The organism is Streptomyces sp. NPDC051172 (assembly GCF_040682555.1).
In the GTDB taxonomy this organism is placed as follows: Bacteria; Actinomycetota; Actinomycetes; order Streptomycetales; family Streptomycetaceae; genus Streptomyces.
Genome location: NZ_JBFBBE010000006.1, coordinates 14,384 through 37,932, shown reverse-complemented (window position 1 = coordinate 37,932; position 23,549 = coordinate 14,384). Strand labels below are relative to the sequence as shown.

Below are 23,549 nucleotides of genomic sequence, written 5' to 3'. Positions count from 1 at the left end.
GCAGTCGGGCGCCGTGCTCCCCGCAGCAACGCAGCATGATCCGGTCCGCCTCACCCGGCTTCCGGGTGCGCAGCACGATGCCGTCGTCGCGGAACAGACTCATGAGGTCCATTCTCGCGTACCGCCGGGCTCAGCGGGGACGGTCGGGGTGGCTGATGGTGTCCCAGGGGGCCAGGTTCCAGGGGCTGGTCCGGTTCGCCGGGTCCAGGAGGGTGCGCAGATGGGCGTCGGCGGCGGACTGCGGGGCGGGAACGGCCGCGTCCCGGGTGCCGTGCAGCCCGTCGCGCCACACGGCCCGGCCCAGCAGGTAGTGATCGGCGTACTCATGCCAGGAGGCGTACGTCCCCACGACCGCCGGCACGATGTTCTTCAGTGCGGTCCAGGCCTCGGCCTCGGTGACCATCCCGCACCCGAAACCGAGCCGGGCGATGTCGGCGTACAGGGCGGCGTCCCAGGCGAGCGGCGAGACGCCGAGGAGCCGGCCGGCCCTGGCCCGGTAGCCGCTGCGCGACAACCCGTCCAGCCGGTCCGTCAGCTCGGCGCGCGAGGTGATCTCCCACTGCTCGGCCAGCCAACGGCGGGCGCTGTCGTCGTCGATCCGCGTGAACGGGTACAGGGTGGTCCGCGACGCGCCGCGGTTCCGGCTGACCGGCGCGCTCAGCGACACCATCCAGAGCTGGTGTGCCGTGAGCGGGTCGGGGTAGCGCCGCGCGGCCCGCGGCCTGCGCCATCTCCAGATGCTCGACAGACTCATGCGCCCGCACCTTACTCAAGGCACTTCACCCCGGCTGCGGGCGTTGGCGTACGCGGTCGCCGCGCTCAGGCGCTCCGCCTGGGTGGCCCCGCGCACGGCGGCGGGATCGGCGTCCCACTCCCTTCCGCCCCCGTACGGTCTCAGTTGGACGTACGGCCCCTCGTGCCCCATGACGATTCCCACCTTTCCAGTTCGCGTGTCCACGACATGAGTGCCGACGGGCGGTTTCATTTCCTCTCCTTAACGACCGTAACGAACACGACTCATAATTGCGGGCACCGTGTTCGTTGCGCCTACAGCGTGCTCCCCTTTCCATTTGAGTTTCACGCTTTTCGTCTCCGGCGCGGGCCGCTACGCCTACACTCGGCTGGAGTCTGTGCTCCACAAGTGCTGGCCAGGGAGAGGCGGTTGGGCCATGGCCAACGCTTCGCACGCGTCACGGCTCGCAATCCGGGAGTTCGAGCAGGCTTTTCGAAAAGCCTCAGCCCGAAATCGCGATGCGCATTGACCAGGCCCTGAAAACCGACGGTATTTTCGAGCGGTTGACGGAGTTCGACGGGGCGCGGGGCGCGACCGGCCGCCTATATGAAGAAAGCAGTCAGTCGGCGACCCGGCGCAGCCGCCGGCGGACGCTCCCCTGTTCCGGCTCGGGCTCGTGGTCCGGCTCCGTCGCCGCCCACAGCTCGTTGAACTGGTGCACGCGGTCCTCGACGTGCTCGTGCTTCATCCTCAGCATCGTCATGTCCGGCCTGACATGGTTGTCCGGCCGGGTCTCGTAGCACAGCTCCCCGTCGAAGATGATGAAGTCCATCACCGTGCCGCCCGGATCCAGCTGCGACTGCACGCCTATACGCGCGTCGATGCCGTACCTGCGCTGCCGCGCGCACAGTTGCTCGAGGGCTTCGGTGACCTCCTCCGGCTCGTCCACGAGGAACAGCCGCCGGACCTCCACACCGCGGGTCTTGATCGCCTTCTCCTGCGCGCTGAGATACCGCTTCGCGGGATCGCTGGACCAGAAGTCCCGGTCGACGGTGGTGCTCGTGGCGTAGAGGGTCTTCTTGACGCACAGGGCGAGGTCGATCAGCCACTCGTGGTTCTCGAACGAGGAGTCCGCTCTTCCGCTGATGAGGTCCTCCATCAGCTCGGCGAGACGTTTCAGCTCCTCCTCGGCGAAGCTCTTGACGATCCCCGGCGCCTCGTCGCCGACCTGGGTGTACGCCTTGACCAGCCGGGTCACTTCCTCGGAGCGCAGGACGGAACCGTCCACCTTGCTGAACAGCTCCGTCGCCTCGTTGATCTTGGCGAAGCTCTGGTCGACCGCGGTGCGCATCTCCGCGTGGTGGTTGGCCAGGCTCCGCTTCATGTCGTCGATGTGGTGACGCTGGCTCTCCTCGACCACCTCCAGGCGCTCCCCGAAGTCCACGAGGTACTGGACGATCAGCGTGGCGCTGCCGAGGACGATGGACGCCACCCACTGCCAGATGTTGTTGTCGTCCCCGTTCAGGATGGTGGTCAGCAGGAAGGCGCCACCCGCCGCCGACGCCGTGATCAGGATCTTCCAGAACAGCTTGGGTATGCCCTGTCGCTGCAGCCCCGCTCCGTGGTCCCCGGGCCCTGACGACGCTCCGCTCATGTCTCTCCCCCGCCGGGTATGTGGTTGGTGCCGCTCCTCAGCTCGTGCTCAGTGCCTGGTGCAGCAGCGGTATGGCCTGGACGGCCAGTTGGTCCCGGATGCGCTGGACCAGGTTCTGCCACTGGCGTGTGAACCCCGGTTCCCGCTCCAGCACTTCCCACAGATGGACCAGTGAGCGGTCCACCTGCGCGTGCGGCATCCACAGATGCAGCAGATGGTCGACGGCCGGGCGCAGCGCCTGGACCGCGGCACGCCCGTCCGCCGCGGCGAGCCGACTGCTGTCCAGCATGTGCACCACCGTGGTCAAAAGCCAGTCGTGCAGCGCGAGGTCCTCGCACAGACCCGCGGCCGCGGAGACCGGAGTATCCTCCGGCAGCCGCAGCTCCACGGTCCGCAGCCCGTTCTCGGCCAGGGTGAACCGCGTCAGTTCCGCCCGCTCCCCCGCCGGGATCCGGCGGGCGGTCCAACGCAGGTGTGTGCGACGGGACTTGAAGGGGACCTTGCGATCGAGGAGCGGGTGGCGCAGCAGCCGCGTCAGCAGGGACTCGGCGATCGACCCCAGGTCGAGTTCACCGCGCCCGGCGCCACGCAGCACGCCCTGAGCGGTGGCCTGTTCGGGCAGCTTCCCGAACGGCTCGACCACCCCGGGCCGTACCAGATAGTGCCCCCAGGGGCGGCGCGTGTCAGGACCCGCGGCCGGTGCGCTGAAGTACGCGGTGGACTGCAGCAGACGGCCCTCGGTGAGTGCCACGCGGGTGGCCACCGTGCCGACGGCACGGACCTTGGCGCCGTTGGAGGTGGGCAGCCGGCAGTCCACCCCGGTCAGCACCTCCGGGGACAGGGCGTACAGATTGGGCCGCTCGGAGACCCTGACGTGTTCGTCGGCGCGCAGCCTGAGCAGCTGGGCGGCGGCCCTGCCGTCCAGCGCCTGGAAGGACGGCAGCAGACAGGTACGCACCTCACCACAGACGAGGACCGGGCGCGCGGGCTCTGCGAGGGCCGTCGTCATGTCAGGGCCCCTCGGTGGCAAGGGCGCCCACGGGCTCCTCGTAGAAGACGTACGTCGCGCGCTGGGCGACCGCGGCCGGGACCGCGAGCCCCTCCCGGGCCGAGCGCTCGGCGACCTGCCTGAGCGCCCCGGAGTCGACCTCGGTCTGGTCGAGGATGAGCCGTACGGCGTCCTCGACGGCCAGGAAACGGTTCGGCATCAGGGTGCAGGTGCGGTAGGCGCTGAAGGCCGCGGCCTGCGGGTTGAGCTGGAGCAGGGGCGGCAGCCGGTCCCAGTCCTGCGGGAAGTCCTCGCCGTTCCAGGGCCGCGGGAGAAGCACCGGCTCACCGAGGTGTCGTAACAGTCCGAGCCTGGCCAGCTGCCATACGGCGGCCAGGAACGGGCAGGACCACAGCCGCCGGCCGTCCTTCTCCGAGAACAGCTCGACGTCCATGAAGACGGAGTGGTTGCGGGCCGCGGTCTCCTGGGGCGGCTGCCAGCCCCTGACCTCGCCCAGCGCGGCGCGCTTCGTGGTGGGGGTGCGCTGTCCGTTGGCGAGCCAGCCGGTCTGGCTGACGGACGGGCGGGAGCCGTAGCTGCCCGGCGGCGGCGACTCGACCAGGCGGTGCATGACGGACTCGGCGAGTTCGATCCGGTCGGCGACCGCGCAGCCCGACTCGCGGGCCAGGTAGTCGATGACCAGGCCGGCCTTCTCGGCCTCCTCGAGGACCAGCGGGACGAGTTCGGCCGGGGTGGAGAAGCGCGTGAAGTAGTCGTCGATGAGGAAACAGGTGCTGATGCGGGGGCGCTTGCCGCCGGTGCGGCGGGCGGCGGAGGCGCGGGCGGCGTCCACCCACAGCCGCACCTCGGCGAAGTGCTCGCGCAGTCGCTCGGGGCCCGCCTCGAAGTCCTCCATGTAGAGGTGGCCCAGCTCCAGGGAGAGGTGGGCCAGGGGCACGGACTGGGTGCGGAGCTCCGCCGTGGTCTCCCGGAAGACGGCCTCGGTCACGCCTGCTCCCAGTACTTGTCGTCGGTGAGCCGGGCGGCCAGCTGGGTCAGCGCCCGCCAGGTCTCCATGTTGGCGATCTGGCTGTCGAGCACGTCCTCGTCGGTGATGAGCTGCTCACGCCACTGCAGGACCGGTTCCAGGGGGATGGAGCCGAGGACCTGGCTGTAGCCGATGCCGTGCGTGGAGGCGAGCTGCTTGAGGTCGCTGTCGGTCTTGCGCATCCACGCCGACTGGGTGGGCGAGACCTGCGACCACAGCGGCGACTCGGGATCGGGTACGGCGGCCCGGACGAAGCGGATGGCGCCGCGCAGCTCCTCCTCGTCGTGGCCGCGGTCGACGCCGCCGGCGACGATGCCGCGCTCGCCGAAGACCAGGCCGGCGGCGGCCGCCACATGCTGGCGGGTCCAGCGGTGGAAGACCAGCCAGCGGGCCGTGATCTCCCGCATCTCGGGCTGTGCGGTGGCCTCCAGGACCATGTCGACGGCGTAGGAGCGGCCGGCGCTGAGGTCCACGACGACCAGGTCGAACTCGTAGTAGAGCTTCATCAGCAGGTCGACGCAGAGGCGCACGTGGTCGCCGGTGGTGGCGAACTCGCCGCCGCTGACGTCGCCGGGCATCAGCACCAGCCGGCCGCAGCCGGGCGGCGGGTCGCGCAGCACCTGGTGCTCGGTGCTGGCCCAGACGTCGATGCGCTCCGGCTCGCCGATCTCCCCTATCAGGTAGGAGTGCAGGCCCCGGTCCTCGACGGCCGCGCGGGCGTCGGCCACGTCGAAGACGGCCGAGGCGGTGGGCGAGCCGAAGTCGAAGTCCAGGTAGCAGACGTCGTCCCCGGCCAGTGCACGGTGGTAGGCGAGGTTGGCGCTGGTGACGGAGCGGCCCGTGCCCCCTTTGTCGGAGGCGGCGAAGATCAGCACGCGGTCACCGTCCCTGGGTCGCGGCTTCGCGAGCCCGGGTGAGCGCGTCGAGCTGTCCCAGCACGTCCAGCGCCAACGCGTAGGCGGTGCCGGGCTGTTGGTCCAGGAGACTGCGGGCGCGGCGCAGCTTGACCTCGATGTTCCTGAGTTGCATGCCGTGTCGGCCGTCGTCGCTGGGCGCGGCTTCCATCTGCTCGTTGCCCAGGAGGTGGGCGGACTCGCTGAGCAACGCCCCTGCCAGCTCGGTCAGTTCGAGGCTGCGGACCGGGGGCTGTCGGTACATCTGGTGGACCTGGACCATCACCTCGGCGACCCGCTCGGTGATGTTCCACGACACCGGCACCTTGCGTGTGACGATCTCCGCCTCGGGATAGGCGGCGTGGACGTAGTCCCACAGGCCGGTGCCCTCGCCCTCGCGGATACGGCGGCGCCACATGTGGTCGAAGACGTCCTCGGCGAGTCTGAGCAGCCGGTCGTGCGAGTCGAGGTTGCGCGAGAGCGCCCGCAGCTGGATGGTCCGCTTCAGCAGCTGTGCCGAGAAGTCGTGCAGGGACCACACCATCGGCGGGCCGAGCCGCTCGCTGCCCTGCAGCGGCAGTTTGACGCCCGCGTTGTGCAGCTCGTAGACCGTGCGGTCGTCGCGGGTCATACGGCTGGTGATACGGCCGCGTTCGGCGAGGCGTTCCATGACGGTGACGGTGCGGGCCAGGTCGTCGTCGGTGGCGCGGCGCCGCATCAGGTCGTGGACGAGGATGGCGGCGACGGATAGGGAGAAGTACTCGGACTCCAGTTCCTGTCCCGTCGTACGCCAGGGGATGTCCTCCAGGGGCCAGCGCTCGGGGTCGAAGCGCGCGATGCCGGACCAGTACTGCTGGGTCAGCTCCCAGCGCAGCCGGAGCGCCTCGGCGAGCTTCTGCTGCTCGGTGTTGAGCAGGCCCAGGGTGAGGGTGCGGTCGGAGAACAGGTCCTGGATGCCGTCGAGCGCGACCACGGTGAAGTAGAGATACGGCACCGGGTCGGCGGCGCCCTTGGGCTGCGGACCGATGAGTTCGTCGGTCTCGACCTCGGGGGCGTCCTTCACCAGGCTCCACGACCAGCCGCACTCGAAGAACTGGTTCTCGTCCTTGAGACCCGCCTGGACGTCGATGCCGAGGGTGAGGCTCTCCACGATCGCGGCGCGCAGCGCGCGGAAGCGGCTCTGGTACATGTTCAGTACCTGCCGCTGCGACAGCCGTCCCTGGCCGAGGAGTTCGACCAGGTTGCGGCCCTGGGCGGAGTCGGCGTCGAAGGCGTTGACGGTGAAGGAGCGCAGCAGGCTCACCATGGCGGCGGTGAGCCTGTTGCTGGTGGCCGAACGCAGCTCGGCGATCGTCTCCTGGATGTCGCTGCGTCTGGTCCTGGTCTCGTAGACCTTGAGGAAGCCGAGCGTGGCCAGGCAGAGCGTGATCGACATGGAGAAGGAGTCGACCACTCCGAGCTGGCGTTGTTCCTCGGTGGGCTCCCCCTGGGCCTTGTCCTGGGATCCGAAGTAGTAACCCCCGGCGAAGGTGGGCCTCTTGTCCTCGCCGGTGTGAGTGCGCATGAAGTCGGACGCGGCCTTGACGAGGTTGGCCGGGAGGTCGAGCCGCCCGCCGGCCTTCCTCAGTGCCTGCTGGACGTCCTCCTGTGTGGTGTCCGGGTCGTCGAGCCGGAACGCGGGGATCTCCGTGGCCGGGTACAGCAGGCAGAGCAGCCGCTCGGCGTCGGCGACGCTGCTCTGTCCGCCCCACTCGCCCCAGGCCCACTGCTCCCGCTCGAAGGAGTGGCGGGCGATGGCCTGCCAGATGTCCAGCAAATGCTGGCGTGGCTTGATCTGCATCCCATGCCCCCTCACACAGGCCGCACTGCCGTCATTTGAGGAATGACCCTTTTCTGTTGTGAAGATTTTTATGCGGCCGGAATGCCTGCGTCCGTATTCCGTCGCCAGCCGTAGGCCAGGATCATTCCCGAATACCCGTCGCGCACACCTGCCGCGGACTTGAGCCGCTGCACCTCGAAGTCGCCCGCGAATGGTGCGAGACTCGCGCGCACCTCGGGTTCTCCCACATCACAGGCCGGGAAGAACTCCTCCCCGGCGTGATAGCCCTTGGAATGTTCCATGAAGGCGGCGGCGAACGGAGCACTGGGGGCCAGGGCGCACATGAAGCGCCGCACTCCCAGGTCGAACTCCTGGCGGGAGGTGGTCATCGACTCGGCGACGAAGAACATGGTCCCGACCGACCAACGACCGCCGAAGCGCTCCAGCCCGAAGATGTTGCCCTGCTCGACCTTGACGACCTTGCGGAACCGCTCGCGGGGGTCCAAATGGAGGGAGCCGTAAGCCTCGTGCTCGCACAGGGCGTCCCAGAACGGGTCCCAGTTCTCGTCGTAGCCGCCCGCCTGGCGCTCCAGGTACTCCACGTTCGCGAACGAGTGCTCGAAGAGGGTGATCTCGTCACACCAGGGCAGCATGGAGAGCGCGGGATAGAGATTCGCCCCGGCGCCCACGTCGATGCCGTAAACCGGTCCGACGCCCTGCTTCCGGAAATGGCCGCCGAAATGACCTCGGATGATATGCAGGATCTCCTCGTCCTCCGCCTGTAAGAAGCGGTAGTTGTGCCGAACGTAGGCGATCGGGTCGAATGAGTCCCAGGGCGCGTCCGCATTCTTCACCCGGGCATCCCCCGACGATCTCAAGGTCATTTACCTACGGTACCAACACCGGAGGCCCTCCGGATCCCCCTGCGGTCAATGTCCCGAGAATTACGTCATGTCCCCGGCAGGAGGACGGGGCGCACTGGGGGCGCACCGTGGCGAATCATTCCCGCGGCCTGATCCAGCCTTGAACGGCCGGATTGTCCCGCTCAAGATGGTCGGAACTCTGCCGAACACACCAGAAAGGCAGACAACAGGCGTCTCACCCGTACCACTCGTACGGGTGTCAACGCACCCTTGACTCCCAACCCGCAGGGGGCGGTATGACGGCTCTTCCAGAGAAACGTTTTCCTTCCACGGCCGACCGCACCGACCGCCCCCTGACCATGAGGGGCGTCGTCGAGGCCGACCTGCCGGAACTGCACCGCGTCGACAGGGAGGCCTTCCCCGAGGAGCCGTACCACTACTTCGAGCTGCGCCAGAGTTACGACATCCACGGCGACCGCATCCTCGTCCTCGACGACGGCCGGAGCCTGCACGGCTACGTCCTGTTCGTCACCACCTCGGACGGCTATGTGAACTGGATCAAGAGCCTCGCCGTCACCCCCGAACTGCGCGGACGCGGACTGGGCCGCCGGCTGATGCTCGAGGTGATACGCCGGTTGCGCACCGAGGGCGTCCACCAGGTCCGCCTGACGGTGGAACCGACGAACGCGACCGCGATCACGCTCTACCAGTCCCTGGGCTTCTCGTTCGAGGGCGGGGTGCGCAAGGGCTATTTCGGGCCCGGGGAGGACCGGTTGATCATGGCGTTGGGGCTGTGAGCCAGGGGGATCGACGGGGTGAGGGGGATCAGGGGGACACCAGTCCCGCCTCGTAGGCCATGATCACCAGCTGGACCCGGTCCCGCGCGTCCAGCTTGGTGAGGAGGCGGGTGAGGTACGTCTTCGCCGTGGCCACGCTGATGCACAGCTCGGCGGCTATCTCGGCGTTGGACAGGCCGCTGCCGACCAAGGTGAGGACCTCTCGTTCGCGTTCCGTGATGGCCTTCAACTCCCGGTGTTTGATGGTCGGTTCGGGGCGGGAGGCAAAGTCCTGGATCAGGCGGCGGGTCACGCTCGGCGCGATCAGTGCGTCGCCTGCCGCCACCACCCGCACCGCGCCGATGATGTCGTCCAGCGCCATGTCCTTGACCAGGAAGCCCGCCGCACCGGCGCGCAGCGCCCCGTACACGTACGCGTCGTCGTCGAAGGTGGTCAGAACGATCACCCGCACGTCGGTCTGCGTCCGGGTGATGTGGCGGGTCGCCTCGATGCCGTCCATGCCCGGCATGCGGATGTCCATCACCACCACGTCGGGGGCGAGTTCGCCGGCCAGCCGTACCGCGTCCTTGCCGGTCGCGGCCTCTCCGACGACCTCCACGTCCTCGATGTCGGCCATGACCATGCTCAGGGCGGTGCGGATGAGTTCCTGGTCGTCGACGAGGAGGACCCGGATCGTGGGGCAGCGGTCATCGGGCGGCCACCGGGAGGGGCAGGCGGGCCGTCACGCGGAAGCCGCCCTCGGGGCGCGGGGCCGCCGTGAACTCGCCGTGCAGGAGGGCCACTCGCTCGCGCATCCCGGCCAGACCGAACCCGGTGTCGGTCGCGCTGCCGCATCCCGGGCCGTCGTCCGTGATCTCCAGGGCGAGTTCGTTCTCGCGGTAGTCGAGGGTGACCCGGCACGCGTGCGTGCCCGCATGCCGTACGACGTTCGTGACCGACTCCTGGACGATGCGGAACGCCGACAGGTCGATGTCCGGCGGCAGCCCGCGTGGCTCGCCGAGGCGGCGCACCTCCACCCGTACGCCTGCCGCCGTGGTCGTGGCCGCCAGCCGGTCGACGTCCGCGAGGCCCGCGGGGGCGGCCTGCGGGGTCTGTCCCTCGTCCGCCGCTCGCAGCGCGACCAGCATGCGGCGCAGGCCGGCCAGGGTCTCGCGGCCCTCGTTCTCGACCGCCCGCATGGCCGCGAGCGCCGCCTCGGGGCGGGTCGTCGACACGCGGGACGCCGCGCCCGCCTGGAGGGCGATGATGCCGATGCTGTGGGCGACCGTGTCGTGCATCTCGCGGGCTATGCGCAGGCGTTCGGCGGTCACCGCCTGTGCGGCGTGTTCGGCGCTGAGCCGCTCGGCGTGCACACGGGACTGGTGCGCGGAGCTGCCGAGCAGCCAGACGATGACGGTCACGAGACCGACGGCCAGTTCGGCGGAGGTGCTGACGATCCAGTCGCGCAGCATGCGTACGGCGATGTACGCGATCAGGGTGCCGACCGCCATCGCCAGGGCGATCAGCGCGGTACGCCGTGGGTGGGTGGCCGCGACGAAGTACAGGGCCACCATGGTCGTGAGGTACTGCGCCATCGGCAGCCCGGCGACGCCTAGGGTGGTCGTCTCGAAGACCGCGGCCAGGATCGTCAAGGCAGTCGCGAGCAGTGGCCTGCGATGCAGCAGCCTGCCGCCCTGGAACGCCATCGCGGTCGCCAGCACGAGGAACGTCAGGCCGTCCCAGCGGTACAACTGGGCTGCCGGCCACTGCGCCGGCATCATCTCGCCGGGCAGCCGGAAGGTCGTCAGCAGGGTGAACAGCACGCTCGCGCACCACACGATCGCCGTCCACCCGGCCGGCGACACGCGTTTGACCAGGGGCGGCGGAGGAGCGGTGGCGGACATGCCGTGATCGTAGGCGCGGGTGCGGGGCAAGGTCATCGGCCCGTGGACGTACAACCACGGTCGACAGCCGTCCGGTACGAGTGTCAGCGCCCGGCCGATGCCCCGCACCCGTCGGTCGCGCCACCGTGGTCCGCATGATCGAAGTCGAGCAGCTCACCAAGCGGTACGGCCCCACGACCGCCGTACGCGACCTGTCCTTCACCGTCCGCCCCGGCCATGTCACGGGCTTCCTCGGCCCGAACGGCGCGGGCAAGACGACGACCCTGCGGATGCTGCTCGGGCTGATCGAGCCGAGCGCCGGCACCGCCACGATCAGCGGCCGCTCCTTCCACCGGCATCCGCGCGGGCTGCGGCACGTCGGTGCCCTTCTCGACGCCCATGACGTGCACGGCGGGCGCAGTGCACGGGCGCATCTGCACGCGCTGGCCCGCAGCAACCGCATCCCGCGGGCGCGGGTGGACGAGGTGCTCGCGGAGGTGGGCCTCACTCAGGCCGCCGCCCGGCGCCGGGTCGGCTCCTTCTCGCTGGGCATGAAGCAGCGGCTCGGCATCGCGGCCGCACTGCTCGGCGATCCGCCGGTGCTGATGTTCGACGAGCCGCTCAACGGGCTCGATCCGGAAGGGGTGCTGTGGGTGCGCGGGCTGTTCCGCAGGCTCGCCCACGAGGGCCGTACCGTCTTCGTCTCCAGCCATCTGATGTCCGAGATGGAGAACACCGCGGACGAGCTGATCGTCATCGGCCGCGGGGAGCTCATCGCGGCCGAGAGCCTTACCGAGTTCGCCGCGCGCGGTACGGCGCCGACGGTGACGGTGCGCTCGCCGCACGCGGGCGCCCTGGCCGTCGTACTGGAGTCGCAGGGTGCGGTGGTGGCGCCGTACGACGAGGAGACGCTGAAGGTGGACGGGGCGAGCGCCGTCCGGGTCGGTGAGCTGGCGCACGAACACCGCTTTCTGCTCTGGGAGTTGACCACTCAAGTGGCCTCCCTGGAGACGGCCTTCATGGAACTGACCGCCGACAGCGTCGAGTACGCGGCTGGAGAGACCCGATGACCGCCCTCGCCCTGCCCGCCGCCCGCTTCACCGACCTGCTCGCCGCCGAGTGGATCAAACTCCGTTCCCTGCGCTCCACCTACTGGGCCTTCGGCAGCGGGGCGCTGGCCGTCGTCGGCTTCAACGCGAACGCGGCCCGCGCCGACTACGTCAACTACCCGCACTACGGCGGCCCGATCCGCGACGACTTCGTGTACTGGGCGCTGCGGGACGCCTTCACCGCAGGGTCCGCCATGATCCTGGTGCTGGTGTGCGCGAGCATCGGCGCGATCACCGTCGTCGGCGAGTACGCGACGGGCCTGGTCCGTACGACGTTCACCGCCGTGCCGGACCGACGGGCCCTGATGGCGGCCAAGGTGGTCGTGCTGACGGTGGTCATGACGGTGTACGGCGCCCTCGTCGCCGCTGCCTCCTACGCCTCCTCGCAGGCCATCCTCGACGGGCGGGGCCTGGGCGTGCCGATCGGCCACCCCGGCGCCTGGCGGGTGGTCGTGGCGTCGGCCCTGCTCGCCCCGGTGTGTGCACTGGTCGGCCTGGGTCTGGGCGCGGTGATCCGGCACAGCGCCACGACGATGGTGCTGACGACGTTCGTCCTGCTGCTCCTGCCGTCCTTCGTCACGGACCGCTACCACTGGACGGCGTCGGTCCGCCACGCCCTTCCGTTCAACGCCTGGACGCGGATCGTGGACGTGGGCTTCGGGCGGTCCCACATGCTGGTCCCGAAGTATCCGGCCACCGTGGCGGGCGGGTGGGTCGTGTTGGCGGTGTGGGCGGCGGTTGCGGCCGTCGTGGCGGTGGTGGTCGTTGACCGGAGGGACGTATGAGAAACCCTGCATGCCGGCGGGGGTAAACCCCCCTTGTGACAAGGTAGTTGACCGGATGGGATGCGTCGGGGGCATCCGGGAGTCTCGTGTCCATGAAGGAGATCACGAAAAGCGCAGCCCTGATCGCCGCCGCCTCCGGCCTCGTCTTCGGTGCCGTCACGCCCCTCAGCGCGTCCGCCGCGGAGCAACCGCTCAAGTGGACCAGGTGCGCGGGCAGCGGCCTCGACCCCCGTCAGCAGTGCGCGACCCTCGAAGTTCCCATGGACCACGCCCACCCCGGCGGCCGCACGATCGACATCGCCGTCTCCCGCATCCCCGCCGAGAAACCCTCCGCCCGCCGGGGCGCCCTGCTGCTGATCGCCGGCGGGCCGGGCGGCACCAGCCTGAACGACCCCTCGGGGAAGGGGCAGAAGCTGCCGCAGGACGTCCGGGACGCCTACGACCTGATCGGGTTCGCGCCGCGCGGCAACGCGCCCTCCACCACGGTCGGTTGTGGCCTCGACCACGGCGATCTGGCCCTGTCGAAGCTGCGCCCCTGGCCCGCCCCGGACGGGTCCGTCACCGAGAACATGCGCACCGCCCGACGGGTGGCCGCCGCCTGCGCGGCCAACGGCAGCGAGCTGATGCGCCACATCACCACCAAGGACAACGCCCGCGACATCGACCGCATCCGCGCCGCGCTCGGCGAGCGCAGGCTGTCCGCGTGGGGCGTCTCGTACGGCACGTACGTCGGCGCCGCGTACAGCGAGATGTTCCCGCAGCGCACCGACCGCATCGTGCTGGACAGCAACGACAACCCCGACCCGGTCCGGGCGGAGCGGGCCTGGGTCGCCGCGTACGAGGCGGGCGTCGAGGACAACTTCCCCGAGTTCGCCAGGTGGGCCTCCGCGCCCGGCAACCCGTACCGCCTGGCCGGCACGGCCGCCGAGGTCCGCCCGCTCTTCCTCCGCCTCGCCGCCCGCCTGGACCGCGAGCCGCTCCCCTGGCCCGGCGCCAACCCGGAGGAACTGAACGGCAACGTGCTGCGCCAGACGATGCTGGACAGCCTCACCGACCCCGACAGGTACCCCACCCTGGCCAAGCTGATCACAGCCGCCCTGAAGCGCACCGTCCCGCCCGCGCCGACGGCCCCGCCGGACGCGGCCATGCAGAACGTGGTCGCGGTGAGCGCCGCCACCATCTGCAACGACGCCGCATGGCCGCGCGATGCCGCCACCTACCGGAGGGGAGTCGCCGAGAGCCGCGCCAAGCACCCGCTGACCGCGGGCATGCCGAGGAACGCCCTGGTGTGCGCCGCCTGGCCGTGGCAGCCGAAGGAGCCTCCGGTACGGATCACCGACCGGGGCCCGTCCAACGTCCTGCTCGTCCAGAACGAGCGCGACCTCGCGACGCCCCTGAGCGGCGCCCTGAAGCTCCGCGAGGCCCTCGGCCGCCGCGCGGTGATGGTCACCAACGACGCCACCGGTCACGAGGCCTATCTCGCCAACGGCACCAGGTGCGGCGACGAGACGGTCTCCCGCTTCCTGGCGACGGGCGAACGGCCGCGACAGGACATCCACTGCCGCTGACCACACTTCCGCCCTGCCCTGCCGGGCGCGCGGCCGGTCCGTCTACGGTGCCTGGCGTACGCAGGCCCGCCCATACTGGCGCGCCAGCGCGTGGAACGCCTCCTTCGGCTCCCAGTGCCAGGGCGAACGGGGGTCGTCGGGGCGGTCCTTGATGGTCTTGGTGATGCTGTAGCTCGCCATGTCGAGGTCGTAGCGCGGGTTGTCGGCGCGGTGCGGGGCGTCCGGGGTGACGAACTCGAAGGCCATCGCCGCGTACAGGCCCATCGACTCGAAGACGTCCAGCAGGCCGGTCAGATAGGCGGCCTGGGTGTGTTCGCTGCGGACGAGGTGGCCCTTGATCTCCTGCGGGTCCTTGTCGTAGTCGACGACGTCCCAGCCCATGCCGCCCGCCTCCGGGGCGCCGACGTAGGTGCAGGTCCCGAACTCGGTGACGGCGAGGGGTTTGCCCCAGCGGAGGTACTTCCTCAACTCGCTGACATGGACCGATTGTTGAGGGAAGTACGAGTAGTAGTCGATGCCCACGATGTCGAAGAGACGCCAGTCCACCTTGTCGTCCTGGGCGGCTGCATAGCTCAGTTTGCCGCGGAAGACGGACCGGCCCACCGCCGCCGCCCTCGCCGTGAAGCGGTCGAGGCGGCGCTGCATCTTCACGGGGTCGAAGTTGCCCTTCAGCATGTTCTGCACGCGGTCCAGGACCGTCTCCCCCGGCACGATCCCGGGCACCAGCAGCCAGAACTCGCAGCCCACGCTGAAGTCGACGCTCGCGCCCTGCCGCCGCAGCCGCTCCGCGAACCGGCCGCACTCGGCCAGGTGCTCGAGGATGTCGCGCTGCGGGGCGTCCGCGAGGGTCGGCTGAAGCCATACGTGCAGCCCCCGTTCGGCGGCCTCGGCGGCGGTGGCGGTCAGGCGTTCGACGCCGTCGCCGGTGACGTCGACGGCGTCGGCGTGCAGCCGGTCGCGGATGGCGCGGACGTCCCGCCGCATCCGGGCCGCACTCCACGCGGTCCCCGGCGTCTCGCCCTCGCCGACGGTGTAGACGACGCCGCGGTGCCGCAGGCCGCGTCCGGTCGCTGCGGCCGGGCCGGCCGGCAGCACCGCCGCCGACAGACCGAGGGCCGCCGCCCCTGCCAGAAACTGCGCCCGACTGATCCCCTTCGTCTTCTCCATGCCCCTCACTGTGGCGAGGACGCGCCCGCACCGCCGTCCGCCGATGGTCTACGGCCGGGCAACCAAGGGATGACGTACGGCGTCGGTCACTGAAGAGATCGACCTGCCGTACCGACCGAAGGAGACCGAGATCCCAGGCCGACGCACCCTGCTCACCGCAGGCACCGCCACCGCCGCAGCGCTCCTGACCAGCTCACCCGCCCACGCCGTCACCGGCGACCGGCTGCGCGAACTGGAACAGCACCACGGCGCCCGCCTCGGCGTGTTCGCACACAACGTGCGTACGAGGCAGACCGTCGGCCACCGCGCCGACGAGCTCTTCCCCGTCTGCTCGCTCTTCAAGACCCTGGCCACCGCGGCCGTACTGCGCGATCTGGACCGGCACGGCGAGGTCCTCGCGCGTCGCATCCACTACACGGAGGCCGACCTCGTCGACGGCTCGGACAAGACCAGGGAACACCTGGCCGAGGGCATGACGATCGCCGAACTCGCCGATGTGGCCATCCGCTACAGCGACAACACCGCCGGCAACCTGCTGCTGCGGGAGCTGGGCGGCCCCACCGCGATCACCCGGTTCGCCCGCTCGATCGGCGATCCGGTGACCCGTCTCGACCGCTGGGAGACCGACCTGAACTCGGCGGAGCCGTGGCGGATCACCGACACCACGACCCCGCGCGCGATCGGACGCTCGTACGCCCGCCTGGTCCTCGGCGACGCGCTCGACCGCCGGGACCGCGGACTCCTCACCCACTGGCTGCTGGGCAACACCACCAGCGGCAACCGTCTTCGCGCGGGGCTGCCCAGCTCGTGGACGGTCGCCGACAAGACCGGCGCGGGGTCCTACGGTGCGAACAACGACGCGGGCATCGCGTGGACACCGGACGGGACGCCGATCGTGCTGGCCGTGCAGGTGACGAAGCCCGACCGGGGCGCGGCGTGGGATCACGAGCTGATCGCGGAGACCGCGGCGGTATTGGCGAGTGCCCTCGGGTAGGCGGTGCGCGGATGTGCCACGAGTGATCAGAACCTGCGCACGTACCGCTTCTGCCACGGCGTCTCCACCGCGTGCCGGTCGTAGTGCGCTCGCACGTACGCCACGGCCTCCCCTGCCGGTACGCCGTCCAGGATCGCCAGGCAGGCCAGTGCCGTGCCGGTTCGGCCGCGGCCGCCTCCGCAGGCGATCTCGACGCGCTCGTCCGCCGTCCGCTCCCAGGCGGCGGTCAGCGCGGCGCGAGCGGCCGGGCGGTCGGTGGGGAGGCGGAAGTCGGGCCAGCGGATCCAGGTGAACTCCCAGGGCACGGGTGGGGGTTGTCGGCCCAGGAGGTAGAGGCCGTACGAGGGCGTGGGTGTCCCCGGGGCGAGGGGATGCCGTAGCCCGCGGCCGCGGACCAGTCGACCCGACGGCAGTCGCAGCACACCGGGGTCCGCGGGATGCCAGGTGTCCGTCATCGGTTCAGCGTACGGGCCTCGATGCCGCGGAAGTGGTGGCGGCGGACCGTCACCCCGGGTGCCGGACCGCCGCCTCCATCCACGTCCCAAGTCCGCAGTGACATGCGCCAACTCCCGCCCTTTCCCACCGCCATTGGCCCGACCTCTGGCAGCTACGCCATTCGTGTGCGGTCCCTTGACCGCCCCCTGCGCCCCTCCTATGGTCGCGGCTGACGGGCCGGACGTAGGACGTCGTATCTCCGTGCTCTTCGATGGCACTCCCCGCTGGAGGACACCGTGCAACGCCGGACCTTCCTGAAGTACACCGGCGCGCTGGGTGCGGCCACCGCCGTCTCCGCGTCGCTGTCGGCCTGTTCGTCCGGGCCCCAGTCCACCAACGACACCGGCGGCGGGGGCGGCAGGGACCGCACGCTGACGGCGGTCATCGGCTACGGCAACGACGGCACCTGGGACCCCACCCAGACCGCGTCCGCCTTCTGCATGGCCGCCAACAACCACATCTACGAGGGACTGCTCGACACCGACCCGATCTCCCGCGAGCCGTACGCGGCGCTCGCGACCGCGGTGCCGAAGGACCCGAACGCCACCTCCTGGAAGTTCACCCTGCGGGCAGGAGCGAAGTTCCACGACGGGAAGCCCGTCACCGCCGACGACGTCGTCTTCGTCTTCGACCGGATCCTCGACCCGAAGACACAGACCCTCGCCAAGGGCTTCTTCGCGAGCTGGCTGAAGGAGGTCCGCAGGATCGACGCCCAGAACGTCGAGTTGGTGCTCAGGTTCCCCTTCCCGGACGGGCTCTCCCGGCTCACCCTCGCGAAGATCATGCCGAGGCACGTCTTCTCGGAGCCGGGTGCCTGGGACAAGGCCGTCACGGGTCTCGCGATCGGCTCGGGGCCGTACCGGCAGTCCGCCCACCACCCGAAGTCGAACACCACCTTCGAGGCGTTCGCCGACTACAACGGCCCGCGCCCGGCGACCTTCAAGAAGATGAACTGGCTGACGATCGTCGACGCCGCACCGCGCGTCGCCAGGATCTCCGGCTCCGGCGCGGGCGCGCAGATCTCCGACAACATCCCGTACGCCAACATCGAGCAGCTCAAGCGCGGCGGATTGACGGTCGCGGGCGGGGCCGGCATGAACAACCTGTTCCTGATGTTCAACACCCGGCACAAGCCCTTCGACGACGTACGGGTGCGGCAGGCGCTGCACTACGCCATCGACACCGAGAAGATGGTGCAGGTCGCGCTGAAGGGGCACGGGAAGCCGTCGTCCTCGTTCCTGAACGAGGGAAATCCCGGCTACCGGCGGGCGACGACCGTCTACGACTACGACCCGGAGAAGGCGAAGGCCCTGCTGAAGGCCGCCGGGGTCACGAACCTCAGCATCGACATCCTCGCCGTGAACGTGAGCTGGATCGTCGACTGCCTGCCGACCATCAAGGCGTCGTGGGATGCGATCGGGGTCCGTACGGCCCTCTCGCCGCAGGAGACCACCGCCGTCTTCACCAAGATGGACCAGCAGCAGGACTACCAGGTCGTCGCCGCGGCCTCGAACCCCAACCAGTTCGGCCTCGACGCGGACCTGATCATGCACTACAACTACGGCCCCGCCAACCTGTGGATGCAGTACACGCGCTGGGCCGACAACTCGGTCGCCAGGCAGCTCTTCAAGGACATGGACCGGGCCACCCGGGAGGCCGACCCGGCGAAGAAGAAGGCGATGATCCAGGACTACATCGACGTCGTCGCCGAACAGGCCGTCCTCTACCCGGTCGTCCACAACGAGCTGATGACCGCCTGGGACCCGAAGAAACTCACCGGCATAAGGGCACAGCCGTATCCCGGCATCAACCTGCTCCAGGCCAAGTGGGTCTAGCCCCATGGTCGCGGTTCTCCGCATCCTGCTGCGCCGGATCGCCCTGCTCGTGCCGCTGATGCTCGGCATCGTGCTGTTCGTGTTCCTGGTGATGCGCTTCTCGGACGTCGACCCGGCGTCCGCGTTCTTCCAGGGCGCGAACCCCACCCCGCAGCAACTGCACGACTTCCGCGAGCAGAACGGCCTGCTCGACCCGCTGCCCGTGCGCTACGTCCACTTCGTCGGCGACCTGCTCCACGGCGACCTGGGCACCAGCGCCCTGACCCGCGCCCCCGTCGTCGACCAGGTCACCACCGCGCTGCCGCTCACCCTCCAGCTCACCTTCCTGGGCCTCGGCATCGCGGTCGTACTGTCCCTGGTCGGCGGGGTGACGGCGGCGATCTACCGGGACCGGCTGCCCGACCAGATCATCCGGGTCGTCTCGCTCACCGGCGTCGCGGCCCCCGGGTTCTGGCTGGCGCCGCTGATGATCCAGTACCTGGCGGTCGACCAGGGCTGGTTCCCGACCGGCGGCTACATCAACCCGGCCGACTCCTTCACCGGCTGGCTCAAGACCATGGCCCTGCCCGCCCTCGCACTGTCACTGCCGGTCGCGGCCCAGCTCACCCGGATCGTCCGGACCTCCGTGGTGGAGGAGCTGGACAAGGACTACGTCCGCACGGCGATCGGCAGCGGCCTGCCGCCACGCGTGGTGGTGGGCCGCAACGTGCTGCGCAACGCCCTCGTCAACCCGCTCACCGTGCTGGGCCTGCGCGTCGGGTATCTGCTCGGCGGTGCGGTCGTCATCGAGACGATCTTCTCGCTGCCCGGCATGGGCAAGCTGATGATCGACGCCGTGAAGAACGGCGACCCTGCCGTCGTCCAGGGCGTCGTGCTGACGACGGCGACCGGCTTCGTGGTCGTCAACCTGGTCATCGACATCCTCTACCTGCTGGTCAACCCGCGACTGAGGGACACGACCGCATGACCTCCCCGTTCCCGCAGTTCACGCGCAAGAGCCTCGCCGAGGCGCTGTCCCGGCCGGGCGTCCGCCTGCGCGGCCTGCGCCGGCTGCCGCCGCTGTCGAAGACCGCGGTCTGCTTCCTGGCCGTCGTGGTGCTGGTGGCCCTGCTGGCGCCCCTGCTCGCGCCGGACGACCCGCTCGACCAGCAGCCGCCCGTGGACGGCACCGGGCACCCGTCCGCCGAGCACTGGATGGGCCAGGACAGCCTCGGCCGGGACATCCTCAGCCGGCTGATGTACGGCGCCCGCTGGTCGCTCGCGATCGGCTTCGGCGCGACCGCCCTCGCACTGGTCGTGGGCGCGCTGATCGGCGCGGTCGCGGCCACCTCCCGCAAGGGGGTCGACGAGACGCTGATGCGCTGCCTGGACGTGGTGATGGCGTTCCCGGGCATCGCGCTCGCGGCCGTCCTGGTCGCCGTGTTCGGCGGTGGGATCACCGTGCTGATCTGCGCGATCGCGTTCCTGTTCATGCCGCCGGTGGCGAGGGTCGTCCGGGCGAACGTCCTCGACCAGTACGGCGAGGACTATGTGACGGCGGAACGGGTGATCGGCGCCCGGACCCCGCACATCGTGCTTCGTCATGTTGCCGTCAACTGTGCCGCTCCGGTGCTGGTGTTCTGCACGGTGCAGGTCGCCGAGGCCATCGCCTTCGAGGCGTCGCTGTCCTTCATCGGGGCGGGGGTTCGTCCTCCGGACCCCTCTTGGGGCAGTGTCATCGCGGACGGCAAGGACATGGTGTTTATCGGGGGGTGGTGGGCGACCGTCTTCCCGGGGCTGCTGATTCTGGTGACCGTGTTGTCGCTGAACATTCTGTCGGAGGGGGCGTCGGACGCCTGGGCGGCGCCTTCGGTGCGGGAGGTCGACGTACGCGGGGGCGATGACCGGTTGGAGGCTCCGGAGCCGGGCAGCGGGGAGGTGTTGCAGTTGCCGGGGCTGACGGCGGCGGCTGCCCGGTTGCGTGCCAGGCGTTCGTCTGCGTCCCTTCCCGGCACTGCAGTTCTGGCAGTCGAGAATCTCTCCGTCGGTTTTGAAGGACGGCATGGCGGTGTGGACATCGTCGACGGGATCAGCTTCGAGGTGTACCCCGGTGAGGTCCTGGGCGTGGTGGGCGAGTCGGGCTGCGGGAAGTCGCTGACGGCTCTGGCGATCATGGGGCTGGAGCCGAAGGGGGCCGGGGTCCGGGGCCAAGTACGCTTTGGTCAACGGGAGTTGCTGACCGAGCCCATGAAGGTACGACGTCGTCTCCTCGGCCACGAGATGGCGATGATCTACCAGGACGCGCTGTCGTCCCTCAACCCCGCCATGACGATTCGCGCCCAGCTCAAACAGGTCGTACGGCGCGGAGGCCGGCGTGGTCCCGCCGAGCTGCTGGCGATGGTCGGCCTCGACCCCGGCCGCACCCTGCGCAGCTACCCGCACGAACTCTCCGGCGGCCAGCGCCAACGCGTGCTGATCGCCATGGCGCTGTCCCGCGACCCGAAGCTGATCGTCGCCGACGAGCCGACGACGGCGTTGGACGTGACGGTCCAGGCGCAGGTCATGGAGCTGCTGTTGCGGCTGCGCGAGGAGCTGGGCTTCGCGCTGATCCTCGTCTCGCACGATCTGGCGCTGGTCGCGGACGTCACCGACCGGGTGGTGGTGATGTACGGCGGCCAGACCGTGGAGACGGGTGTCACCGCCGACCTGGTGGAGGCGCCGGCCCACCACTACACGCGCGGCCTGCTCGGCAGCGTGCTCTCCCTGGAGTCGGCGGCCGAGCGGATGACACAGGTCAGGGGCGTGGTTCCCTCCCCCGCGGACTTCCCGGCGGGCTGCCGTTTCGCCGACCGCTGCCCGCTCGCCACCGAACTCTGCCGCACGACCCCGCCCGGTCTGCGGGGCACGCCGACGCACACGGCGGCCTGTCACCATCCGGCGGTCGAACTGGTGACCTCGGAGCCGGAGGCCGTTCAGTGAACGCGATGCACGCGATCGTCGAGCTGTCCGACGCCCATGTCGTCCACAAGGCGCGCAGCGGCGGCCTGTTCACCAGGGACAGGGTGTACGCGCTGACCGGCGCCGACCTCGCGGTGGCGCCCGGCGAGACGGTGGGCGTCGTCGGCGAGTCCGGGTGCGGCAAGTCGACGCTGGCGAACGTGCTGGTCGGGGTGGTGCGGCCGACCTCCGGCACGGTGTCCTTCCAGGGCCGCGACCTGTGGTCGATGCGCCCGGCCGAACGCAGGGCGGCCGTCGGCGGCAGCACCGGCATGATCTTCCAGGACCCGTCGACGGCTCTGAACCGCCGGCTGCCGGTGCGGCAGATCCTGCGGGACCCGCTGGACGTGCACGAGCAAGGGACGCGACCCCGACGCGAGGACCGGGTACGCGAGTTGATGTCCCTGGTCGGCCTCCCCCGAGCGCTGGCCGACGCGCTGCCCGGCCAGCTGTCGGGCGGCCAGCGTCAACGAGTGGCGATCGCACGGGCGTTGGCCCTGAACCCCCGCCTGGTGGTGGCGGACGAACCGACGAGCGCGTTGGACGTCTCGGTACGCGCCCAGATCCTGAACCTGCTCCTGGACCTGAAGGAACGCCTGGACCTGGCCCTGGTCTTCGTCTCGCACGACATCCAGACGGTACGGCGGATGAGCGACCGCGTGATCACCATGTACCTCGGCCGGATCGTCGAGGAGTCCCCGGCGGCAGTCGTCACGGACCGCGCCCGGCACCCGTACACCCGTGCCCTGTTCTCGGCCACCCCGGGCCTCCTGAACCCCATCGACCCCATCCCCCTCACCGGCCCGGTCCCGTCGGCGACACGCCCGCCGAGCGGATGCCCGTTCCGCACGCGGTGCTGGAAGGCGGAGGAGGTGTGCGCGGCGGAAATGCCGGACTTCTCGGCCGCGTCCTCCGCGGGACACCGCTTCCGCTGCCACCATCCTCTGGAGGAGACCCAGTCGCCCCAGGACCTTGTACGCCAGAACCGCCCCACGGAGCCCTCATGACCTTCCCCGCCCCGCTCACCGGTGTCGTCCCTCCCGTCTGCACGCCCCTGACACCGGACCGCGAGGTGGACGTCCCCTCCCTGCTCAGGCTGGTCGACCACCTGGTGGGCGGCGGGGTGCACGGGCTGTTCGTGCTGGGGTCGTCCTCGGAGGCGGCGTTTCTGCGGGACGGGCAGCGCAGGCAGGTGGTGGAGTCGGTGGTGGCCCATGTGGCCGGTCGACTCCCCGTGCTGGCCGGGGCGATCGACATGACGACGCCGAGGGTGCTGGATCATGTGGCGGCGGTGACGGCTGCGGGGGCGGATGCGGTGGTGGTGACGACGCCGTTCTACGCGGGCACGCACCCGGCGGAGATCGCGCGCCACTACCGGCTGGTCGCGGCCGCGTCGCCGGTGCCGGTGGTCGCGTACGACATCCCTGCCGCCGTGCACACGAAACTGCCGGCGGACGTCGTGCTCGACCTGGCCGCCGAGGGCGTGCTCGCGGGGCTCAAGGACTCGAGCGGTGACCTGGCCGGCTTCCGGGAGGTGGTCAACGGTGCGCGCGATCGGTCCGGCATCACCGGTTTCAGTGTTCTGACCGGCTCGGAACTGGTCGTCGATGCGGCGCTTGCGATGGGGGCGGACGGGGCGGTGCCCGGGCTCGCCAATGTCGATCCTCATGGGTACGTCCGCCTGGACGGGCTGTGTCGCTCGGGGGACTGGGAGGGGGCTCGGGCCGAACAGGAGCGGCTGTGCGCCCTGTTCGGGATGGTGCGGGTGGGTGACCCGGCGCGGATGGGCGGCAGTTCCTCGGCCCTCGGCGCGTTCAAGGCGGCGCTCCATTTGCGAGGCGTCATCGACTGTCCGGTGACGGCGGAGCCGCAGGTGCCGCTGTCTCCCGACGAGGTGGAGCGGGTGGGGAAGTTCCTGGCGACGGCGGGCCTGCTGTAGGGGTTTTCGCCCCCGCCGCCCCTT

General features: G+C 70.2%; 22 protein-coding genes and 1 pseudogene. 10 read left to right on the top strand and 13 right to left on the bottom strand.

From position 1 onward, the window contains the following. The 9 genes and pseudogenes from AB0N07_RS05010 to AB0N07_RS04970 form a co-directional block, all read right to left on the bottom strand. Positions 1-103 (bottom strand): annotated as a pseudogene (locus AB0N07_RS05010) (DNA repair protein RecO); the annotation flags it as partial. Between the two features lie 27 nt (positions 104-130). Next, on the bottom strand, positions 131-754 hold the full coding sequence (locus AB0N07_RS05005; protein WP_365832153.1) for a DUF1266 domain-containing protein: 624 nt from the start codon (positions 752-754) through the stop codon (positions 131-133). 15 nt (positions 755-769) lie between these two features. Then, positions 770-985 (bottom strand): hypothetical protein, encoded by a 216-nt coding sequence (locus AB0N07_RS05000; RefSeq protein ID WP_030933991.1) that lies wholly within the window; start codon positions 983-985, stop codon positions 770-772. Positions 986-1,352: 367 nt separating this feature from the next. Then, positions 1,353-2,387, bottom strand: a complete 1,035-nt coding sequence (locus tag AB0N07_RS04995) for a DUF6879 family protein (protein ID WP_365832151.1) — start codon at positions 2,385-2,387, stop codon at positions 1,353-1,355. A 37-nt stretch (positions 2,388-2,424) separates the two neighbouring features. Then, positions 2,425-3,396, bottom strand: a complete 972-nt coding sequence (locus AB0N07_RS04990; protein WP_365832149.1) for an SCO2521 family protein — start codon at positions 3,394-3,396, stop codon at positions 2,425-2,427. A gap of 1 nt (position 3,397) precedes the next feature. Continuing rightward, entirely contained in the window at positions 3,398-4,384 is a 987-nt protein-coding gene (locus AB0N07_RS04985; protein ID WP_365832147.1) for an SCO2522 family protein, read from the bottom strand. Further along, positions 4,381-5,298 carry an SCO2523 family variant P-loop protein gene (locus AB0N07_RS04980; RefSeq protein ID WP_365832145.1) on the bottom strand — a complete coding sequence of 306 codons (918 nt, stop codon included), beginning with the start codon at positions 5,296-5,298 and terminating at the stop codon, positions 4,381-4,383. The genes AB0N07_RS04985 and AB0N07_RS04980 overlap by 4 nt, the downstream gene beginning before the upstream one ends. Before the next feature lie 4 nt (positions 5,299-5,302). Beyond that, positions 5,303-7,156 carry an SCO2524 family protein gene (locus AB0N07_RS04975; RefSeq protein ID WP_365832143.1) on the bottom strand — a complete coding sequence of 618 codons (1,854 nt, stop codon included), beginning with the start codon at positions 7,154-7,156 and terminating at the stop codon, positions 5,303-5,305. 68 nt (positions 7,157-7,224) lie between these two features. Then, on the bottom strand, positions 7,225-8,019 hold the full coding sequence (locus tag AB0N07_RS04970) for an SCO2525 family SAM-dependent methyltransferase (RefSeq protein ID WP_365832141.1): 795 nt from the start codon (positions 8,017-8,019) through the stop codon (positions 7,225-7,227). Positions 8,020-8,294: 275 nt separating this feature from the next. Here AB0N07_RS04970 and AB0N07_RS04965 point away from each other — a divergent pair, with 275 nt between their 5' ends. After that, entirely contained in the window at positions 8,295-8,795 is a 501-nt protein-coding gene (locus tag AB0N07_RS04965; protein ID WP_365832139.1) for a GNAT family N-acetyltransferase, read from the top strand. A gap of 28 nt (positions 8,796-8,823) precedes the next feature. Here AB0N07_RS04965 and AB0N07_RS04960 read toward each other — a convergent pair whose 3' ends face one another. Then, positions 8,824-9,468 carry a response regulator transcription factor gene (locus AB0N07_RS04960; protein WP_365832360.1) on the bottom strand — a complete coding sequence of 215 codons (645 nt, stop codon included), beginning with the start codon at positions 9,466-9,468 and terminating at the stop codon, positions 8,824-8,826. Between the two features lie 13 nt (positions 9,469-9,481). Further along, complete coding sequence (locus AB0N07_RS04955) at positions 9,482-10,678, bottom strand: sensor histidine kinase (RefSeq protein ID WP_365832137.1); 1,197 nt, start codon at positions 10,676-10,678, stop codon at positions 9,482-9,484. 134 nt (positions 10,679-10,812) lie between these two features. Here AB0N07_RS04955 and AB0N07_RS04950 point away from each other — a divergent pair, with 134 nt between their 5' ends. From AB0N07_RS04950 to AB0N07_RS04940, 3 genes are all read left to right on the top strand, one after another. Beyond that, complete coding sequence (locus tag AB0N07_RS04950) at positions 10,813-11,727, top strand: ATP-binding cassette domain-containing protein (protein WP_365832135.1); 915 nt, start codon at positions 10,813-10,815, stop codon at positions 11,725-11,727. After that, entirely contained in the window at positions 11,724-12,551 is an 828-nt protein-coding gene (locus AB0N07_RS04945) for an ABC transporter permease (RefSeq protein WP_365832133.1), read from the top strand. The genes AB0N07_RS04950 and AB0N07_RS04945 overlap by 4 nt, the downstream gene beginning before the upstream one ends. 92 nt (positions 12,552-12,643) lie before the next feature. Further along, a complete protein-coding gene (locus tag AB0N07_RS04940) occupies positions 12,644-14,119 on the top strand; it encodes an alpha/beta hydrolase (RefSeq protein WP_365832131.1) in 1,476 nt (491 codons plus the stop codon). Positions 14,120-14,161: 42 nt separating this feature from the next. On the opposite strand, the gene AB0N07_RS04935 is transcribed toward AB0N07_RS04940, so the two are convergent. Further along, positions 14,162-15,286 (bottom strand): abortive phage infection protein, encoded by a 1,125-nt coding sequence (locus tag AB0N07_RS04935; protein ID WP_365832129.1) that lies wholly within the window; start codon positions 15,284-15,286, stop codon positions 14,162-14,164. 103 nt (positions 15,287-15,389) lie between these two features. Between AB0N07_RS04935 and bla the strand changes: the two genes are divergently transcribed. Beyond that, complete coding sequence (gene bla / locus AB0N07_RS04930) at positions 15,390-16,280, top strand: class A beta-lactamase (protein WP_365832358.1); 891 nt, start codon at positions 15,390-15,392, stop codon at positions 16,278-16,280. A 26-nt stretch (positions 16,281-16,306) separates the two neighbouring features. On the opposite strand, the gene AB0N07_RS04925 is transcribed toward bla, so the two are convergent. Continuing rightward, a complete protein-coding gene (locus AB0N07_RS04925) occupies positions 16,307-16,735 on the bottom strand; it encodes a protein phosphatase (RefSeq protein WP_365832127.1) in 429 nt (142 codons plus the stop codon). A gap of 276 nt (positions 16,736-17,011) precedes the next feature. Here AB0N07_RS04925 and AB0N07_RS04920 point away from each other — a divergent pair, with 276 nt between their 5' ends. The 5 genes from AB0N07_RS04920 to AB0N07_RS04900 are packed head-to-tail and all read left to right on the top strand — an operon-like array spanning position 17,012 to position 23,525. Further along, complete coding sequence (locus tag AB0N07_RS04920; RefSeq protein ID WP_365832125.1) at positions 17,012-18,610, top strand: ABC transporter substrate-binding protein; 1,599 nt, start codon at positions 17,012-17,014, stop codon at positions 18,608-18,610. Between the two features lie 4 nt (positions 18,611-18,614). Then, positions 18,615-19,577 carry an ABC transporter permease gene (locus tag AB0N07_RS04915; RefSeq protein WP_365832123.1) on the top strand — a complete coding sequence of 321 codons (963 nt, stop codon included), beginning with the start codon at positions 18,615-18,617 and terminating at the stop codon, positions 19,575-19,577. Next, complete coding sequence (locus tag AB0N07_RS04910) at positions 19,574-21,568, top strand: dipeptide/oligopeptide/nickel ABC transporter permease/ATP-binding protein (protein ID WP_365832121.1); 1,995 nt, start codon at positions 19,574-19,576, stop codon at positions 21,566-21,568. Before AB0N07_RS04915 ends, AB0N07_RS04910 begins: the two co-directional genes overlap by 4 nt. 5 nt (positions 21,569-21,573) lie before the next feature. Further along, on the top strand, positions 21,574-22,593 hold the full coding sequence (locus AB0N07_RS04905; RefSeq protein WP_365832356.1) for an ABC transporter ATP-binding protein: 1,020 nt from the start codon (positions 21,574-21,576) through the stop codon (positions 22,591-22,593). After that, complete coding sequence (locus AB0N07_RS04900) at positions 22,590-23,525, top strand: dihydrodipicolinate synthase family protein (protein ID WP_365832119.1); 936 nt, start codon at positions 22,590-22,592, stop codon at positions 23,523-23,525. The genes AB0N07_RS04905 and AB0N07_RS04900 overlap by 4 nt, the downstream gene beginning before the upstream one ends. The last annotated feature ends 24 nt before the right edge of the window (positions 23,526-23,549 follow it).

Excerpts from the sequence above, each read along its gene's own strand:
- AB0N07_RS04905 (WP_365832356.1), top strand. The coding sequence starts at position 21,574 with ATGCACGCGATCGTCGAGCTGTCCGACGCCCATGTCGTCCACAAGGCG.
- AB0N07_RS04900 (WP_365832119.1), top strand. The coding sequence starts at position 22,590 with ATGACCTTCCCCGCCCCGCTCACCGGTGTCGTCCCTCCCGTCTGCACG.
- AB0N07_RS04910 (WP_365832121.1), top strand. The coding sequence starts at position 19,574 with ATGACCTCCCCGTTCCCGCAGTTCACGCGCAAGAGCCTCGCCGAGGCG.
- AB0N07_RS04935 (WP_365832129.1), bottom strand. The coding sequence starts at position 15,286 with ATGGAGAAGACGAAGGGGATCAGTCGGGCGCAGTTTCTGGCAGGGGCG.
- AB0N07_RS04970 (WP_365832141.1), bottom strand. The coding sequence starts at position 8,019 with ATGACCTTGAGATCGTCGGGGGATGCCCGGGTGAAGAATGCGGACGCG.
- AB0N07_RS04990 (WP_365832149.1), bottom strand. The coding sequence starts at position 3,396 with ATGACGACGGCCCTCGCAGAGCCCGCGCGCCCGGTCCTCGTCTGTGGT.
- AB0N07_RS04995 (WP_365832151.1), bottom strand. The coding sequence starts at position 2,387 with ATGAGCGGAGCGTCGTCAGGGCCCGGGGACCACGGAGCGGGGCTGCAG.
- AB0N07_RS04940 (WP_365832131.1), top strand. The coding sequence starts at position 12,644 with ATGAAGGAGATCACGAAAAGCGCAGCCCTGATCGCCGCCGCCTCCGGC.
- AB0N07_RS04955 (WP_365832137.1), bottom strand. The coding sequence starts at position 10,678 with ATGTCCGCCACCGCTCCTCCGCCGCCCCTGGTCAAACGCGTGTCGCCG.
- AB0N07_RS04975 (WP_365832143.1), bottom strand. The coding sequence starts at position 7,156 with ATGCAGATCAAGCCACGCCAGCATTTGCTGGACATCTGGCAGGCCATC.
- AB0N07_RS04945 (WP_365832133.1), top strand. The coding sequence starts at position 11,724 with ATGACCGCCCTCGCCCTGCCCGCCGCCCGCTTCACCGACCTGCTCGCC.
- AB0N07_RS05005 (WP_365832153.1), bottom strand. The coding sequence starts at position 754 with ATGAGTCTGTCGAGCATCTGGAGATGGCGCAGGCCGCGGGCCGCGCGG.
- AB0N07_RS04925 (WP_365832127.1), bottom strand. The coding sequence starts at position 16,735 with ATGACGGACACCTGGCATCCCGCGGACCCCGGTGTGCTGCGACTGCCG.
- AB0N07_RS04965 (WP_365832139.1), top strand. The coding sequence starts at position 8,295 with ATGACGGCTCTTCCAGAGAAACGTTTTCCTTCCACGGCCGACCGCACC.
- AB0N07_RS04915 (WP_365832123.1), top strand. The coding sequence starts at position 18,615 with ATGGTCGCGGTTCTCCGCATCCTGCTGCGCCGGATCGCCCTGCTCGTG.
- AB0N07_RS05000 (WP_030933991.1), bottom strand. The coding sequence starts at position 985 with ATGAAACCGCCCGTCGGCACTCATGTCGTGGACACGCGAACTGGAAAG.
- AB0N07_RS04950 (WP_365832135.1), top strand. The coding sequence starts at position 10,813 with ATGATCGAAGTCGAGCAGCTCACCAAGCGGTACGGCCCCACGACCGCC.